At 44.2% G+C, this 19,297-nt stretch carries 4 protein-coding genes and 8 pseudogenes; 4 read left to right on the top strand and 8 right to left on the bottom strand.

Annotation, left to right across the window (positions count from 1 at the left end; translation table 11 throughout):
- Positions 1-76: 76 nt before the first annotated feature.
- Together KW548_16635 and trxC are read right to left on the bottom strand one after the other, a co-directional pair.
- The gene (locus tag KW548_16635) at positions 77-1,237 is read right to left on the bottom strand and encodes an MFS transporter (protein QXX09441.1); all 1,161 of its coding nucleotides are present in this window, start codon (positions 1,235-1,237) and stop codon (positions 77-79) included.
- A 199-nt stretch (positions 1,238-1,436) separates the two neighbouring features.
- Positions 1,437-1,871, bottom strand: a complete 435-nt coding sequence (trxC, locus tag KW548_16630) for a thioredoxin TrxC (GenBank protein QXX08767.1) — start codon at positions 1,869-1,871, stop codon at positions 1,437-1,439.
- A gap of 175 nt (positions 1,872-2,046) precedes the next feature.
- On the opposite strand from trxC, the gene KW548_16625 reads away from it, so the two are divergent.
- The 4 genes and pseudogenes from KW548_16625 (at position 2,047) to KW548_16610 (ending at position 9,656) form a co-directional block, all read left to right on the top strand.
- Positions 2,047-3,135, top strand: a complete 1,089-nt coding sequence (locus KW548_16625; protein ID QXX08766.1) for a ketoacyl-ACP synthase III — start codon at positions 2,047-2,049, stop codon at positions 3,133-3,135.
- A gap of 83 nt (positions 3,136-3,218) precedes the next feature.
- Positions 3,219-4,348, top strand: a pseudogene (locus tag KW548_16620) (exonuclease SbcCD subunit D).
- A gap of 9 nt (positions 4,349-4,357) precedes the next feature.
- Positions 4,358-7,403, top strand: a pseudogene (locus KW548_16615) (SMC family ATPase).
- A 197-nt stretch (positions 7,404-7,600) separates the two neighbouring features.
- Positions 7,601-9,656 (top strand): annotated as a pseudogene (locus tag KW548_16610) (hybrid sensor histidine kinase/response regulator).
- 55 nt (positions 9,657-9,711) lie between these two features.
- Here KW548_16610 and cqsA read toward each other — a convergent pair.
- The 6 genes and pseudogenes from cqsA to KW548_16580 form a co-directional block, all read right to left on the bottom strand.
- A complete protein-coding gene (gene cqsA, locus KW548_16605) occupies positions 9,712-10,893 on the bottom strand; it encodes a quorum-sensing autoinducer CAI-1 synthase (protein ID QXX08765.1) in 1,182 nt (393 codons plus the stop codon).
- Between the two features lie 214 nt (positions 10,894-11,107).
- Positions 11,108-11,982 (bottom strand): annotated as a pseudogene (locus tag KW548_16600) (TDT family transporter).
- A 209-nt stretch (positions 11,983-12,191) separates the two neighbouring features.
- A pseudogene (gene clcA, locus KW548_16595) lies at positions 12,192-13,593 on the bottom strand (H(+)/Cl(-) exchange transporter ClcA).
- 402 nt (positions 13,594-13,995) lie between these two features.
- A pseudogene (locus KW548_16590) lies at positions 13,996-14,973 on the bottom strand (GTP-binding protein).
- Positions 14,974-15,078: 105 nt separating this feature from the next.
- Positions 15,079-16,010, bottom strand: a pseudogene (ylqF, locus tag KW548_16585) (ribosome biogenesis GTPase YlqF).
- 419 nt (positions 16,011-16,429) lie between these two features.
- Positions 16,430-17,908, bottom strand: a pseudogene (locus KW548_16580) (lytic polysaccharide monooxygenase).
- Positions 17,909-19,297 lie beyond the last annotated feature (1,389 nt).

Here is a 19,297-nt window from a genome sequence, read left to right as displayed (position 1 = left end):
TCACGAGCGCAGAGCAGTACGCGAAAAGCCGGCTAGGGGGCATCTAACCGGCATAAGAGGAAAAGAAGTGATTGATTTATTCACCAGCGATAGCTTGGTGTTTTGTCTTGATGCTAGCAACGAGCATAGTTAGGCAAGTTGTAAGCAGTATCGCGAACAGGTAGCCCATCAATCCATGATCACCAGACATGTACCAACCCGCAATGATTGGGCCGAAAACCGATCCCAAGCTATAGCTGAACAGCATGACTTGTGTTGCTGAAACAATGTATTGGGAGTCCAACTTATCGCAGCCTAGATTGATTGCGATGGGGTACAAAGCAAAAGCAGCAACGCCAAGCAGAAATAGACTAAGCGCTAAAACGCGAATGTTATCGTCCAGCATAATTAGGCTAATCGCCGCGCTACCAACTAGGCAGAAAAACGCCATCAATAAAGTGCGACCAAAGTACTTTGACATCCATGGTACAACTGGCTGAACGGCCATGCCACCAAGAATGATAAGAGCCATCAATCCGCCCAAGTCATCATGATCAATACCTTGCTGCGCGAGTTCCAATGGCATTAATCCGTAAATCGCGCCAAGAATCAGGCCAGAAACCATGCAGCCAACAATGGCAGCATGGCTTAATCTGGTGATCTGCTTAAACGAAAGATTGGTCGTATGCGCAGATTGTGGCTGATCGGTTTCTCCAAATAGCAATACCACGATAGCGAGAATCAGAAGAGTCAAGATAGCAATAAAAGGCACGCCACCGTTAACCCCCAATATCCCAATGCCTAATTGGCCAATCGCACTGCCACCGTACAATGCCGCCATATACAGGCCAAGACGTTTTGCTCTGGCCGCTTCGTCGCCATGCAGCAACCATGACTCGACAATAACGAATACGCCAGCGACAGAGATACCGGCCAAAAAGCGTGCACACATCCATGCCACTGAGTTGGTAAATACCGGCAACGCGAAAATGGTCGTGATGAAAACACTTAAACAAAGAACAAAAGCGCTCTTGTGACCTAATCGAGTGACTAACGGTTCAATCGCAATCGCACCCACTAAAAGACCGGCATAGAAAACACTGGCTAACCAACTGGCCAACGAGCTGTGTAGCCCGTATTCCGGTAGCATCAATGGGATCAAGCTCATTAAATAGCCTGATGCTACCGCATAAAGAGCCAGCGCGATAACAGGTACTGAGATGCGAGCTTTTGGTGCAGGAGCAAGAATGTTTTCCAACGTCGTAGCCTCTTGAGTTAGTGTATTAAATGGAACGTATTTCGGCGCGACTATGGAGCTATTTTGATATTGGGTAAAACGAATAATTTTAGTCGTGTCGATAAAAATCATTTTTCGATACGAGTTTTAGTTGTAGATAGAAAAAAGGCCGCTAGTCGTATCGACTGGCGGCCTTTTTAAGCGGAAAGTTTTGTTTCTTTTACTTAGTTAAAGCGTCATTAAGCCACTGATCAAATTGTCCTTTAGGTAAGGCGCCATTGATAATATCGACTCTTTTGCCATCTTTGAACACCATGACAGTAGGAATGCTTCTAATTTGATACTTAGCTGCGAGGTTTTGCTGGCTTTCTGTATCTATTTTTACAAATCGAACGTTATTGGCTCGCTCTTTGGCGACGTCAGAAAATACAGGCGCGAAACCGACACATGGGTTACACCATGGTGCCCAAAAGTCGACGACAACCGGTTGGCTGCTGTTCAAAATAGCATCAAAGTTGAGTTCGGTTCCTTCAATCGGCGCACCGTCGAGTAAATCCGATTGGCATTTACCGCATTTCGGGCTTTCAGATACTCGTTCATTGGGAACACGATTTACGCCAGAGCAAGAAGGGCAGCGTGTGTTGAATGTAGACATGACTTTTCTCTTGTTTGTGTTTTTCTACGCAAGTGTGACGTCTATTTTAGCAATTAGATGACACCACAGATAATCGCTAGTTATACTCTGAAAATAGTATTTACCCAAGAGTTCTATCCGTCTTACTGAACAGATTGAATGAGACGCTAGCTCAAATAAGAATAAAAGGCTTCGAATGACAACATTCTACGCAGAAATAACAGGTTGGGGTAAATGCGTGCCGCCAACCACGCTCTCCAACGATGATTTAAGTACATTCCTTGACACTTCAGACGAGTGGATTCGTACGCGTACTGGTATTGAAAATCGTCGCATCAGCCACGTTAATACGTCTGATATGTCGACGGTAGCCGCCAAACATGCGCTAGCATGTGCTGGTCTTGAGGCGAATGATATTGATTTGCTTATCGTCGCGACCTGTTCTCCAGACTCTCTTATTCCTAACATTGCATCAAAGGTATCTCAGAACCTTGGTATGATTGGAACAACGGCGTTTGATCTCAATGCGGCGTGTACGGGTTTTATCTATAGCTTAGAGACGGCGACACGTATGATTCAGGCGGGTAACTATAATAATGCTCTGGTCATAGGTGCAGAGCGTCTGTCTTTCTATATCGATTGGACCATGCGTGATACTGCTGTGTTGTTTGGTGATGGTGCCGGCGCTGTCGTGCTAAGCAAAACCGATAAACCCGTTGGGTTGCAGCAAGCTCAATTAGGTTGTGATTCAAAGGGGCGAGACATTCTCTCTGTACCAAAATTTGGTACTTCAATGGACCGCTTTGCCGCAGATAGCGGCTATTGGGAATTCAACTTCGTAGGAAAAGAAATCTTTAAACGCGCGGTTAAAGGCATGGGCTCAGCAGCTCAAAACGTACTTGCGCGTAGCAAGCTATCTACCCAAGATGTCGACGTCGTGATCCCGCATCAGGCCAACATTCGCATCATTCAAACACTGTGTGATTTGTCTGGTATTAGTCAGGAAAAAGCGTTTGTGAACATCCACAAATATGGCAATACGTCTGCGGCTACGGTACCTCTGGCGTTATGTGAAGCCATGGAGGAAGGATTCGTTAAACCTGGCGATAACTTACTACTGGCCGCATTTGGTGCTGGACTGACGTGGGGAGCGGGCCATATCAAATGGGGTGACCGCGTAACGCCTTTGGGGCGCAGTGATGCCGCCTTGCCTGAATGTGACAAATCAGCGCTTGAGTTGCTTGATGAAGCGATCAAGTTCTGTAAAGAGCATGCGCCAAGTTAGTTAAATGCAATACCATTCTGGATAGCAGACGGTTCAGAATGGTATTATCCTGCCTTAAACGATAAGAATAAAGCAGGGCTTAAATGAAGTTTCTTCACACCTCTGACTGGCACCTCGGGCGCCAATTCCATAGTGTTTCTCTTCTGGACGATCAAAAAGCTGTGTTGGCTCAATTGATCGAATACCTACAATTTAATGCTGTTGACGCTCTGGTGATTGCCGGTGATATCTATGACCGCTCGGTTCCACCAACGGCTGCGATTGAATTGATGAACGAATTTGTCCGTCAGGTGTGCAACGAACTTGAGCTACCCGTCATTCTAATACCCGGTAATCATGATGGCGCCCAGCGATTAGGTTTTGGTTCCTCACAAATGAAAGGGGCAGGTTTACACATTATCTCGAATTTTGCAGAGATGGTGGAACCTGTTGTCTTGAGTACGGACGAAGGCGAAGTGGCGTTTTATGGCATGCCTTACAACGACCCTGAATTAGTTCGCCACCACTTTGGCCAGCCCGTATCAACGCACGATGACGCTCATCGACTGCTGATTGAAGAGATTAAATCTCAGTTCAAACCCGGTCAAAAGAATGTCTTGATCAGCCACTGCTTTGTTGATGGCGCGATCGAGTCAGACTCCGAACGTCCTTTATCAATTGGCGGCTCAGACAGAGTCAGCCATGAACATTTTGTCGACTTTGACTATGTGGCTCTAGGCCATCTGCACCAGCCGCAAAAAAGGGTGAAGACTACATTCGTTACTCGGGCTCATTGATGAAATACAGCTTTTCGGAACAGCACCAGAAAAAAGGAATGACGCTGGTTGAGCTCAATAAACAAGGCTTTGTTTCAGCCACTCACATTGATCTCACTGCCCCTCACCAAATGCGAATCATCGAAGGGGAATTAGACCAAGTGATCGCCAGTGGCAAAACGGATCCGAATCATCACGATTATTTGTTGGTCCGGTTGTTAGATAAACACGCCATTCTCAATCCGATGGAAAAGCTTCGCGCGGTTTACCCCAATGTGCTGCATATCGAAAAGCCAGGCATGTTAGTGGGTGTTGAACAAGAAATGGCTCAGGCAAAGCTTGCTCGTAGTGAAGTGGATATGTTCAAAGATTTTTTTCTAGAAGCGCAAAATAGTGAGCTCACCGAAGCTCAAAATCAGGCGATAATCGACATTATCAAACACTTGGCAAAGCAGTAAGGGCAAGCGATGAAACCATTATCACTAACAATGCAGGCATTTGGCCCTTTTGCTAACACTGAAACCATCGACTTTACATTGCTTGGTTCCAATCCGCTGTTTTTGATTAACGGCCCAACAGGTTCAGGTAAGACGTCCATTTTAGATGCCATCTGTTTTGCTTTGTACGGTCAAACAACAGGTAATGAAAGAGAAGGAACGCAGATGCGCTGCGATATGGCGGCGCTTGAGTTACCGACCGAAGTGGTGTTCGAGTTCGCACTTAAGGATAAGCGCTATAGAGTCACGAGATCACCCGATCAATTGGCACCTAAAGCTCGAGGCGAAGGTACGACAACACGCAAACATACCGCCTCTTTGTATGAGATTACCAATGATCAGAAACTTATCACCAGCAAGACAGCGCAGGTGAAGGTTGAGGTTGCAGAACTGATTGGTCTGAATGAAACTCAGTTTCGTCAGGTGATGGTCTTACCACAGGGTAAGTTTCGTGAACTCTTACTAGCAAGCTCCAAAGATCGAGAAGCGATCTTCGGTCAATTGTTCCAGACGGACATCTACAAGAAAATCGAGTTTGCACTTAAGGACAAAGCGAGTGCGATCAGCAAATCAAAAGATGAGTTTGATAACCAGATCCGCGGTGCGCTGCAAGTGGCTGAGGCCAGCACAGAACAAGAGTTAAACGAGCAACTTGACGTTGTCGCTAAGCGGCTGGAAGAGGTGAGTTTAAGTGAGAAGGTTGCCCTTGAAAAGTTAAATAAAAGCAAAGAGGCACAACAGAAAGCTCACCAATTACAAGGTGAATTTGACAAGCTGCAAAGCGCAGATAAAGCGCTGTTAGAGCATAGCGAGAAACGCGATAGCAACGCGCAAATTCAACAAAAATTGGCGATCGCTCAGCAAGCTTCCAAGCTAGACGTGCCTTATACCAACTGGACTTCACTTTCAAAGCAGGTCCATGACCTGAATGAAAAAGACAGCTCTCTTGAGAAAGCGTTGCAACTTTCGAATGTTGCGATAAAAGAGCACCAACAGCAGTTAGATACGTTGACGCTGCAAGCCCAATCAATTCCGACATTGACAGATAAGCTTTACCAGTTGGAAGGCATCAAAACTAAGTTACACGAAAAGTTGGAGTTGGATAAAAGCCTCAAGGATTCTGCCACCAAGAAACAAGAATACAATGCGACCTTAATCAAATATCAGGCGCATAAAGAAAAGCTATTGCAAGAAGCATCTAAAGCTCAGCAAGAACTCGATAATGCCAAGCTAGCCATTGCAGGTAAAGCGACGGTAGAGTCAGAACTTGCGCGATTACAGCGTCTTACTGACGATCTCAAGAAACTAAAGCTGTTGTCCAAGGAACTGGTTACTTTAGAGCAAGGTCTGCAGCCCATTCAAGCTGGTGTACAACAGTTGAAGGTCGATTGGCAAGCCCATAGCAAGCAAGCGGATGACTATGAAATGCGCTGGCATAATGCTCAGGCAGCGGTTCTGGCTCGTAAGCTCCAACAAGGTCTGCCTTGCCCGGTGTGTGGCAGTGCTGAGCACCCAACACCTGCTTCTTTTGATGGCCAAGAAGTGACTAAAGAGCAAGTGGAGTTTTATCGTAACCAAGAGCGTCAGTCCCTGAACTCTCTCAATGAGCAAGCTCGCCTTGTTGAACAACAGAACGTGCTGATCTCTCGTCAAAAACTCAAATTCAAGCGTTTCAGGAAGAGCTGGGGGAGCATGGAGACCTTTCTTTAGAACTTGTGCAGAACCAGCACTCTGAGTGGAAGGCTAAGTTAGCGGTATTGGCATCCATTAACCTTGAGCAGATGGAGTTGGAGGTGGCAACGCTCAACCAACGCTGTGAAAAAGGTGACAATGAAATTCATCGCCTGAGAGAGGAGATGTCTGCCCATGACGCTACAACTCAGGCGCTCCAACAGCGTTTCGAGGCACTAATACAGTCTATTGGCGAGCAATATCAATCAGTGGAATCTGTCGACGATGAGTATAAGCAAACCAAAGCCTCAATTGATACGTTACAAACGCGCCTAGAGCAAGCCAATGAGCAGCAAAAACGACTGGTCAAACACCATGCCGAGCTTGAAGGACAAAGACAGAGCAACACACAGCTTTTAGCGCAAGCAAAGCGCGACTTAGATAAAGCGGAAACGCAATGGCATGTCTTGATTGAAAAGCACAGTTTTCTGATGAGCAAGACTACCTCCGCAGCAAAGCGACCGATGAACAATTAGAGCGTTGGAAAGCAGCGGTGGAAGCTTATGCGCAAACCGAAGTCAAATTAAACCAGACGTTAGCAGACTTAAAACACACGCTCAAAGATCAGCAACTTCCTGATTTAGTTGAACTGGGCAAACTTGTTGAACTTAGCAGCCAAGAGTATGTTGAAGCGAGAAATGCGCTAGATACTACTCGCTCGAAGTTTGAACGATTTGAGAAAGTTCGTCGTGATATTGCCTTACTGCACGAAAAGAACGCTGAATTAGAAGCTGAGTATAGGGTGTATGGAACCCTGTATGACGTCGCCAGTGGTAAAACGGGGAGTCGGATAAGCTTGCATCGCTTCGTTCTTGGCGTATTGCTGGACGATGTTCTTATCCAAGCGTCCCAGAGGCTCAGTTTGATGAGCAAGGGGCGTTACATTCTTGCGCGCAAAACCGAAGGCTTCAAGGGAGTGGCAGGGCGTGGATTGGACCTAATGGTAGAAGACAGCTACACCGGCAAGAATCGAGATGTTGCCACCTTATCCGGGGGCGAGTCTTTTATGGCCGCTCTGTCTTTAGCACTTGGCTTATCGGATGTCGTTCAATCATACAGTGGTGGCATTCGGTTGGATACCTTGTTTATTGATGAAGGGTTTGGCAGCTTGGACCCAGAGTCGCTGGATTTAGCCATTCAAACGCTGATCGAATTGCAACAAACAGGGCGCATGATTGGTTTGATATCTCATGTTAGTGAACTTAAAGAGCAAATGCCGTTAAGAATAGATGTTGAAGCCTCTCGTTTAGGTAGCAATATTCAACTGGTTGGTATGCATGCATAGAACAGACTAGAATTTACATAGTTCACTATGTTGCGTATGCTCAATCTATAGCAGTGGTGTATGTTAAGAACATCGAATTGAGCACAGTTGTAAGGTCACACTTTTGTACCTAGCAGAACTTTTCATTTAACGGGAGCTTAAGGTGCTTTTAACAGTGCTCTAGGCGAACAAGAAGTAGCGCGTAGCGGTTTTAATGCATGAATGTAGTAAAGAAGATTTATCAATACGCAGACACTAATCTTGAGTTACTCGGGTGGATGGGTTTCTTTTGGCTTTCCGCATACTTCTACATATGGTCTTACGTATACCCTCAACCCTATGAGAATGGCCCGCTGAGATTTTTTTTGCGCTCTACTCCTGCTTGGGTTAGCGCTCAGAAAGTATGTGCCGCCGCCAATTAAGCGTTTTCTACCCTACTATTACATTGCCACAATCACTATCTGCTTACCCTTCTTCTTCTCGTTTATGCTGTTCATGAACGAATGGTCAACGGTATGGGCAATGTCGTTCATGGCTTCAATCTTTCTTCACGTTTTATTAGTCCATGAGACTCGAGTAATGTTGCTGCAAGCGATGGTCTCCGTTGCTGCGGCATACTTGCTCAGTTATGGACTCGTGCATGCGCCGAGCGCAGTTGAGACTGAAGTCGTTATCATTTGGCCTTATATTCCGATATTTTTGTTTACCTATATCTTTGGTAACTTGTTCTATTTTCGCAATCAAGTTGAACATGAAGCAAAAGTCTCTATTGCTAAGTCATTTGGCGCAGGGATTGCGCATGAAATGCGTAATCCGTTAAGTGCACTTAAGGCGTCTGTTGATGTACTTGATGCGTCTTTGCCGTCAGTTAAAATGATGAAAGGGATAAAGCCGAGATAGATAAGCTTGATATTATTCGTATGAAAGAAGTGCTTTCTGGAGCCGATGAGGTCATACGTAATGGTAATGAAGCCATAGACTTATTGCTTACCTCCATTGACCAGAGTCGCGTGTCGCACTCAACGTTTAGGGCTTTTTCCGTGGAGCAAATTGTAAGAGAATCACTCGCCAGTTTTTCTTATCCCAGCGATCATGCAAAAAGAAGTGGTGTGTTTAAATGTCGAAGGTGGCTTTGACTACTTTGGTAGTGATACATTACTGAAATATGCATTGTATAATCTGCTCAAAAATTCACTTTATTATCAGAATGGAGAAGAGTTTAAAATCGCGATCACACTTAGAAGTGATCATGAATTCAACTATTTAATCTTTGAAGATAACGGAATCGGGATAGAAAAAGAAAAGTTAGAGTTTATCTTTCAAGATTTCTATACTTCTGGAAAATCCTCAAGCTATGGGCTTGGATTACCTTTTTGCAAACGTGTCATGCAAGCATTCGGCGGCAAGATAAAATGTGAGTCCGCACTCGGAGAATGGACACGTTTTACCCTTACATTTCCTCGATATGAGTCCCCAAAAGTGTCCACAATCAAACAAGATATTCTAAGAGATAAATCAATACTTTACGTTGGCGACGATGAGGCAGTAAAGCGCAAACTAAACGAATTTACCTTCTACACGGGTGCGCTATGTGACGAGGTGGATTTTGCGCAAGCTCAGCGTAAAGAAGAGTTTGAGTTTGAATACGATTTGATACTACTTGATCTAGAAGTCTGTAGTGAGCAAGAGTATTTAATGCTGGAGTCTAAGCTCCATTTTACCGAAGCTAAAATCGTGATGCTTTTTGTTCAGGATGGTGAATATCACAATAGATTTAGTCGATTCCTTACTTTCTATCCAAAAGACAAAAAACAGTTCCTACTTGATGTCGCACAGTCGGTCGATGCACTTATTTTTGGTAATGTTGAGCCTAACCGTAACCTCATTCCGAAAAAGACACCTAAAGTCGTTGGGAAACGCATTTTGATTGCCGATGACAATGAATCGTTGAGACAGTTAACGACGATCTTATTGAATAAACAGGGTTATCAAGTTTCTCAGGCAGGTGATGGTAATGAAGTGTTAAGTGTACTAAGTAATGAGCAAGTTGATTTGATTTTGATGGACCTCGAAATGCCAATGTTGGATGGGTTAGCAACGACGACTCTTATTCGAGAATCAGAAGAAGTCTACGCTAACGTGCCGATTCTTGGGCATACCGGTGATAGTCGAAAAGAAACCCTTTCTAAAATTGATCAAGCTGGGATGAATGGATACCTACTTAAACCTGTCGATCAAGTTAAGTTGCTTGATAAGGTTGCAGACTATATTTAATTCAATACGCTATTTTTTAAATAGTAACGCCTCTTAATAAGAGGCGTTAGCTTAATTAGACGAAGTATAGTTCCTTATTACTCTTAGCTTGTTTTGCAACCGATAAAATCTTATCAATATCATGATTACTTAGGGCACTATTTAAAGATAAGCGCAAGATGTTTTTATTATCAGGTGTAGCAGGAGTACAGAAAACAGAGCCAAATACGCCATTATCTTCGAAAAAATCTCTAACTTTACGCGTGTTAGTTTTCTCTGCAGTTTCTAAGCTGATTATCTGAGATTCGCTACGAATATCGTAACCAATATCTTTTAGTCCCTCACGTACTTGCGCTGAACACTCCATTAAACGCTGACGTGATTGGTCGCTTTCCTTGATAACGTTTAGCGTAGCGTCAATTCTATCTAACTCAAATGACATCATTGCTGAACTAAAAATAGATGGAAATGAGACGTATGGTACCACTTGACCTGTTAAGTTGTTACACCAAACAGCACCAGCACGATAAGCAAAGGTCTTCGCCAGACTGGCAGTGATGAAATCCACTTTATTGGTGAGCTCAAGTTCTTGAACTAGTCCTGCTCCCTTAAGACCATATATGCCTAAAGAGTGGGACTCATCGACAACGATCGCGCAATCCATCTCTTTTGCTAAAGTCACCATTTCCTGCAGTGGCGCTATGGTTCCGATGGTACTGTATATAGAATCAATCAAAACCACACCTGGTCCATTGCGTTTAATTAAACGTTTGAGGTGATTGGTATTGTTGTGCATAAAAGGATGGATGTTGGCCCCTGCGATTCGTGCGCCTTCCCAAAGCGACATATGCGCAAAAAAGTCTATATACACATTGGTTTCTGAATCACAGATAGTTTGTAGTAGACCAATATTGGCAATCCATCCCGACGGTGCAATGGTGCAGGTTTGAAATCCAGTGTAGTCAGCGAGATGATGCTCAACCGTTTTATCCAGTCCATCGCTGTGCAAGAACACACTAGACATAAATGCCGTGTCTTTGTTGGAGAGCAATGAATTAACTTGAGCATCGATGATTTTAGGGTGATGGGTAAGTGCAAGATAATCATTACTTTGCAAAATGATATCACCAAGATGGGGTTTCTTACCTACAACTAGGTTTCTTCCATTATCTTTTTTATTTATTAAGTCAGAAACATAATAGTCGATTCGTTTATTGATAAAATCGGGTAAATGGGATGGTGTAGTTAACATATTCATAATACATAGCCTTATGGTATTTTTCGTAAGCGCCAGCTGACCTAGCTATGTATAAATTCAGTTGAATAATAAATCTAATATAAAATGTGATTTTCTTGCATATGATAACAGATATAATTATAGTTAATTGTATATTAATTAGGAATAAATACCCTCAAGGGGCTCTATTCTGAATTAATATCCCATTGATTTCTTTTTTCTCCCAGTTTAATTATTACGAATTTACTTTTATCTTCGGCGTGAAAAATTCAGGCCAGTACATTTTGATATAGCCAATCAGTACCCATGCTACCAGTGCGGTGGCGACACTCAGCTCAAAAAATCCAAATTTGTGAAGCCAGTGCCAGTGCGGATGATACTGCTCGAAAAAGCTCGTCAGACGGTGCATCGCGATCGCACTAATGACAGAAGGGAAGGTGACGGCCGCAATGGAAGGTTGGAATTTTAGTCGCATTAGACGGAAGTAACACAGGTAGATGGTTAACGTCATAGTGATAGCAATACCAGCCAAAGCGCCAGTGAGAATAGGATCTGGCTTTTGGAAGTTAACCAAATAGGTGGCCAATGACAGATTAATTGGTGCCGCCATTATGGCGAGTGTTGGCCTTGCTCTGCGTGGAAGCCGACCTTCAAACATCAGCCTATAGAGCACTAGCGGCAACATAAAGAAGTATATCGTAATACAGACGCTGACTAAGGTTTCTGAAAATACGTTATGACCGAATTTGGTACCTGCCAATGAGCTACTAATTAACCCTACCGGATACAGGAACCAACTAGGAACAATATTGGCCATCTTGAAGCGTGTTATTTGAAAGAAGAAAAACAACACCATCATGGTGATGTGAAGTAACAGCGCCGCAAACCACAAAGGGTAGGCGATCAAGGGCGAGATCACGGCGAGGTAATCACATAAGATCAACAATGCCATACTCATGGGGCCATCAAGCTGCCGCTCAGTGGGTGACGAATATCGTTGATGAAAGTGGAGTAACTGCTGAAGTATTTTATTAGCACTGGAAGCAGCAGAATAGCACCGCCTGCAGCAAGATAAGGGCGGATAAAAACGCCAATGTCAGGAATATACAATGCCCATGCATGACCGGAGTCCTATCATGCCCAGCGCTAATGCGGCTTGTGAGGGGGCACACTGTGAAAGTGTGTAAAGCGTTTCCAGTTCAACGGCATAATCCTGACTAGCTTGAAAGAAATGATTGGCCCTAATGATTGAGCAAATCCGTGCTACAGATCATTCAGGGCACAAGATCATATCAAGCTGAGCGGTTACTGTGCAATTGTCATTTTGAGTCGCAGGGAAGGTCTTCTTGTCTTAACTTCTCATTTTTTAATGTTCGATGTAACAGTTGGCTATAAATCGGCTGCCCACCGAGTAACTGAGCAAAAAATAACGGCCCCCAAGCAGGTAATGATCAGTGGCAGTATTAGGTAGTAGTTGTTGGTCATTTCGATCACTAACAATATGCCAGTGATCGGCGCACGCACGGTGGCCGCGAACAAAGCACCCATACCTGCGATCGCAAACATGCCGGGTGAAATCATCAATTCAGGCATTAAACCATGGGCGATTAAGCCAAATGCATAACCAAATAGCGTACCCAAAGCTAACATCGGCGCAAAGATACCGCCGGGTGCCCCAGAGCCAAAACAAATCAGTGTGGTGAGGATCCTTGCAGCGAATAAAACCAGTAGCACCGTCGCACCGTAGCCACCGTTAGTGATGGTCGGAATTAAGCTAATACCGCCTCCGGTTATTTCTGGCAGATAAAGCAGCATTAAACCAAAACAACCACCTATACCGCTTCCTGTGATCAGGTAACGTCGACGATCATTCTTATGCAGTTTGACAAACAAGTCTTGAGAGAGAGTCACGAGGCGATTAAACACCACACCAAAAACACCAAACATGGCACCTAAAAGCAAGAAGAGCCACAAAGCTGCCAGTTCTGGCGGGTGGTATTGCGGCATAGTGATCACCGCATCTTGACCATTAATGTAACGAAAGACAATGTTGGCAGCGATGGCAGAAAATGATCACCGCACGAATCGAAATGAGTGAATAGCGAAATTGGGGCGCATCTCTTCTACGACAAACATGATGCCAGCCAGCGGGGCATTGAACGCGGCGGCTAAACCTCCTGCTGCGCCAGAGGCAAGTAACGTGTGTTTGGTATCGTCATTTTTGACCTGAAAAAGATCCGTCACCATGCGGCCAATGGCGCCACCCATTTGAACCGTTGGACCTTCGCGGCCAAGTACCATGCCTGAGCCCAGTGCGCCCATACCACCAAAAAATTTCACAGGGATAACACGCCACCAACGAACGGGGCGTATACCATCCATTGCTCCTTCAATTTCTGGAATGCCTGATCCGGCAGCTTCGGGGGCAAAACGATGAACGAGATAGTAGCCAACAAATGCCAATGCAGCACTGATCAAAAATGCCGCGAGCCACAGCGGCAACGCGCTACCAATAGCTTGTTTGAGCCAGTCAGTCCGGGTTTCAGAGACAAAATGAACGGCAATCTCGAACAAGGTACCCACTATGCCGGCAAGAATACCGACAAGTAAAGAAAGGACGAGAACAGAAACAGGTGTTTTATCTTTAGAGAGAAACTGATTAATTGCATCCTTTGGCATACTCGCTAAAAGGGATTGCTTAATTTTCTCTCTCTTGGTCATAAAAAAGGTAACCTCATTCGATTGGTTGCATTGTAAATATTGATGTCTCTCATGAGAATTATACGCTTGTGTAAGTTTAACTATAGCGTCAAGAATGAAATGTTGATTTTCAAATATGAAGGATGTGAGAGTTCAAAAATAGTCAGGAATTGGTAAGAGATCACGTTTATCTCCTTGCACTTTTAGCGTTTTGAACCATAGTTAAAACGTAAGGCAATCTGAACCAACCCGCATGGAGGATTAAAAGCCTTACCTACAATTTGGATGGATTCAACACATCATTTTGAGATCCTCGTTTTATGATCAGGGCGCAAAAACACACGGTCCTGATTCGCAAACTCACGATTGAGTAACGAGGGATAGGGCGCACTGAAGGGTGCGCCTTTTGTCGTTTAGAGAAGGCTAATCAAGTGAGGCAATTTTCTTGAGTACTGTTTCCAACTGATCCCATGGAAGCAGTTGGCTATCGATCACTTCCAGACGGCTTTCGAAACCCTCCAATGACATCTCATTAACAGAGACAACACCGTGGCTGACATTGAAGGCATAGCAGCCTCTATCTGTGTTCATTACGCCTTTGACACGTTCGGCAGTTAAGTCTGATAACACAGAGAATAGGTCATCAAAACTGAACGTGACTTCTGCACCAAATAACCAGCCACAACTGAAGTAGCCTTGGCCTTTGTTTTCTTTGCGGACCATTACCTGATCCGGTGCTAGAGCAAATTGTGGTTCTGCCTCAGCGTGTTCATGATGGTGCTGTGCAATATCCGTCGACACTGTTGTTTCCCTTCTCTGGTTGTCGAGAAGTTCTATAGGAAACGCCCTTGCTTGACAAGTTGGCTATAAATCTTGGGTGGGTTTTTGATCGGAAACCCAGTCGTTAAACGCATCGATATCACCGACATGACACGCGTCTACCTTATTACCAATCACAATATCTGCGATGTTGAGCTGGTCGTTAAAGTTTTGATTCTCAACATACTTAGGGTTGGATAGGTTGCGAGGATCGACTAATCCTATAGTGGCTCTTAAGTCAATGTAATCTCGAAACTGAGCCGAGGTTAAGGTTGCGAGAATCTTGTGGGCGTGGCCTAAGCCGGTTGGTTCAACTATCAGACGATCGGGCTGCGTACGTAGCAACGCGGTAAGGGCAACGGAAGTCGGGACTCCAGCAGCACAACACATGCAACCACCGGGTACTTCTTTGATCATCGCGCCTTGCTCCGTGAGCATGGCGCCATCAATACCAATTTCACCAAATTCATTGACCAGAACTGCCCAATGCTGGTCAGCGGGTTTTTCTTTCAGCAGGTTAAGTATTGTCGTGGTTTTTCCGGTCCCCAGAAAACCAGTAATGATATTGGTTGGGATTTTCATCGTGCGAAACTCGTTGATAACATTGCTGTGACTATATCAAAGGTGAGTGTGGAAGCGAGAATAAAAACGGCGGTAGATACCGCCGTTGTCGTGATTAACGTTTGTTTTTAAGTAACGCTTACGGCGCTCTTCTTTTTCTTGGCTTTCTCTTCAGCCTTACGAGTCGCTTCAATCTCTACTTCGACCAACTCTTTGGTGATCATTTCTGGCAACTCAAGTGTTATTTGACCTAAGGTGCCACTGCGCAATTCATGAAGTAAAATTTCCGAACACTTGTGCAAATCGACTCGTCCGCCAGAGCGTAACGCGCCACGTCGACGACCAATCTCTTCCATGAGCTCGATGTCACTTTCCGGCATTTCTTCGATCTGATAGCGCTCTTTCAAGCGCTCCGGGTACGCTTTGCTAAGTACTCAACCGTATAGAAAGCCACTTCATCATATTCCATCGCAGTGTCTTTCACTGCTCCAGTTGCCGCCAAACGGAACCCACTGTGTGGATTTTCCACTTTAGGCCATAAAATGCCTGGTGTATCCGATAAAACAATACCGTTTTGTAGATTGATGCGTTGCTGACGACGTGTCACGGCGGGTTGGTTGCCCGTTACCGCAATGGTGCGACCTGCAAGAGCATTGATGATGGTTGATTTACCCACATTCGGGATACCCATGATCATGGTGCGAATGTTTTTGCCAATTTCCTCACGGTGAGGAGCCAGTTTACGCACTAGCTCCATAATGCGGTTTACTTCTTGTTGTTGAGAAGTGGTAATCGCAATCGCTTTTACGTTGTGCTCTTTCTCAAAATGGTCAATCCATAGTTGGGTTAACTCTGGATCGGCGAGATCGCGTTTATTGAGAACTTTAACCACGGGTTTATCACCCTTTAACTCGGCGATCATAGGGTTTTCGCTGCTAAAAGGGATACGAGCGTCAAGCACCTCAATAATGACATCAATTTGAGGGATGGCTTCAGCTATCTCTTTTTTGGGCCTTATGCATGTGACCCGGAAACCATTGAATTGTATTGTTAACCATTTGAAAATATTGCCTTCCTAACTTAATGGTTTAATCTGCCGTGCAACTTTAAACATAACAAAGCGTTCGTTTATCACAAGTTTGTGATGCCGATTAAGGTAGGGCAGATTGACTTGGTCACAATATTAACACCGACTTGAGTAATCTCATAACGAAGGGCGGGAGAAAAGCGACTAATCACATCAATTGTTTAGCTTGTAGTCAACCAGTAACTTTGTTTAAGACTTGAACGTTAATCTTTGCATGAGTTTGATTGGGTTACTTGGTGATGGCGCAGCCTGTATTCAGGTCGAATCATGAGTGTGGACTTAGGATTGAAAACTGAGCACAAGAAATAGCCACCGCGCTGTAAAAGACGCGATGGCTATTTGATAAAAATTGATCCACTTATTTAGGTGGTGAGATGAGTAGCAGGAGTGCTAGTTTGCTGGTCGCCAAACGCCCCATTTGTCCTTACTGTATGTGGTTTCAGGATCATCACCGCCTTGAATCCACCATTGTGCTTCCACGCCTTACCGGCATAGGACACCACTTCACCGCCGATGTAAGTCGCTGATGAGCTCAAGCATCTGGGCTCGGTTCTGGAGTTGGTGGAGGCGTGACGCCCCCGTCATCTACCATCACCTCAAAGGTAAAGGTTTCAGTACGATCGCTGTTGTTTGCATTCGCCGAGAAGATTAACGTTTCATTCTGAGTGATAGATTGAGTATCGATAATGATCGAAGAAGAGCCGTTATTCTGAATCTGTACCGGTGTGCCCTGAGTTTGAGTCAGTGTGGCATTTTCTTCGGTGACAATGACGACTTTATCACCTGCATTGACGACATTATCACTTTGCGATAGTTCATAGGAGTTGCCCTGCTAGCGGGTCTACATTGCCATTGTCGTCGCGGGAAACGGTCATTAACCCTGAAGCTCGACTGTCTTTGGAGTTAAAGAAATTGCGTGACGGATCATTCTGGAAATACATATAGTGCTGCATTTCTTCATGCCAATCACCGATAAAAACTGCGCCATCTTTGAATTCGGCGTGCCAACCATTAATCTCAGACGCTGGAGACGATCCCAATCCCCAACGTTATTTGAGTTCACTTTAATATCAAAGCTACGTGCAACCACGCCATCTTTGTTAATGATGTCGTATTTTTACAACATCGCCAATTTGAGGCGCTTCCATTCCACTCGGGATAAAGGATGAGCCACGATGCAAATCAGGTTGTGGTGCTGGCTCAGGCGGCGGAGTGTTACCATTCTTGATCGTAATATCAGAACAGTTGTAGAAACCTTCACCTGCGGCATCATCTCGTTGCCAACGTACAAAGAGGATAGCGTCACCCGATCGCTCTGATGGGATAGTCACATTGATTCGATATTTTCCGTTCTCTACTGGCACATTGCCCGTTTCTTGAATCAAATCTAAATCGCCCCAAGCCAGCCCTTTCGACAGGTCAGCATTGGGTTTGGTTAAGTAAAATTCCCAGAATGAAGGGTTGTGCGGTGCCGTGGCATTAAACACATATTCGAATGTACCCGTATTCATTTCTGTGCGGGTCCAGGCGGTATGCGGGGCTCCCATGCCACGTTTCTGAGGATCGTTTGCGTAGCATAAAGTGCCATCTGGAATCGCGGCTTTACTGCACTCGGGTTGTTAAAGTCCAGTAATGTTTTTGGCGTACTCGTTGCGCTGTACGAGAATGGGTAAGACCCCGAAATGTTTTTGGCATTTGCACAAGCGGCATTGGGTGGACTACCAGACCAGATACCGCCTTGTTCATGTAACAGATATTTTGTCGAGCACTAGGATATTCAGACCAACCATGTGCATAGACATGAGTCGGCAGGGCAGATAGCAGAGCGCTACCTACTGCCAGTTTTAAGATGGGTTTATTCGCTGTCATTTTCTTACTCTATTTTCGTTTTATACAAGTAACTGTTTTATATAATTAACACTATCAATCAATTCTTTACCTATTGATTGAAGTCTATTTTTATTGTTGTTATTTCTATTAGAAACAGATTAAAGATAATCTAAGATTTGGCTTATTAAAGGTTTTGTATTCAGAATATGAATTAAGATCGCAATTGTTTAACTTTTTTACAATTTGTTTTTATTTTGCGTTATTTAATCTAGGGCTATTGGAAATTTAAGAGCTTTAATTGCTGTGTTTGACTGTAGAGATTTTGTTTTTTAATTAAACTGCGGAACTCTACCCAATAAATAGATTATTGAATGATTTCTTTCTTTATATTTAAACTTATGACCTTTATTTGACATTTAAATGTGTTTGTTCTGGTGGTAAATTGACCATGACTTATTTTGGTGAATGTTTTTTTCTTTTTAGTATTCTTTGTGTGAAATTTGTTATGTGTGTAGAAGTAGCCCACATGAGTGTGCCTAACTTGAGGACAGTGTGAAGTTTTATTTACCAGAAGAGTATCAGGATTTGTGTCGTGCGCAATTTCAATCTTATAAGAGAAAGTGGAGTTTGTTGCTCCCCAATGCGGGATTTGGCCAAGAGCATATCGGCTCTTCTCGGCAATCCCAGGAGCGATTTCAAAAGGTGATCTCGACATTTATGTTGGGGTTGAGCAATCACAATTTAAACAGTCCGGATTCAAACATTGACCACGTTAGGTTTTCAGAAAAACAAAGCCACCTTGCTTGCACCTCCGAGGCTGTTCAGTAGCGGAGTCGAAGACAGATAACGTCGCATTTCAAGGATTTGTTGGAACAGCTCACCAACATGAATGTGTCCACCCCTAAGTGATTATCCGTCTCGAATCCTGAGTTAGTTGAGGGCATTACAACAAACTGAAACTGTATCTATCAGGGATACTCACTGAGGATTATCGAACGCTGAAATCGACTTCATTGAGCAAGTCTTGGATGGGTCTTTGAAGGGATAATCCGTTACCCGGTTGCCTAAGGACGATTTAGAGCAACCAAATAGGAATGACTAATGAATGTACCTTCAAGAACCCTATGGCTTTGGGCATGAAAGACGGCTTTTTCATTGCGCTAGGCTTCGTCGATTTACTCGATTAGCATCAAATCTCTAAACCGTCATATTGAATTGCGGTAGGAGGTGCTTGTTGGAAATATGAATGTAGTGATAGAGGAGTGCCCGAATAATCCGCTTTACTGACGGAAACAATATGTGGATATTCTCTTGAGAATCTGCGTAAACCACGGTAGAAGGGCCAGCTAATATAAATCAGCATCGCTGTTGACCATTAATGCTGCCTGTTCATGTTTTTCGGACCAAATAAAGCTGTTGGTAGTTTTT

It is taken from the genome of Vibrio neptunius (assembly GCA_019339365.1).
GTDB classification, from domain to species: domain Bacteria; phylum Pseudomonadota; class Gammaproteobacteria; order Enterobacterales; family Vibrionaceae; genus Vibrio; species Vibrio neptunius.
The sequence above is the reverse complement of the archived record's forward strand: the minus strand, read 5'-3'. Positions and strand labels throughout refer to the sequence as shown.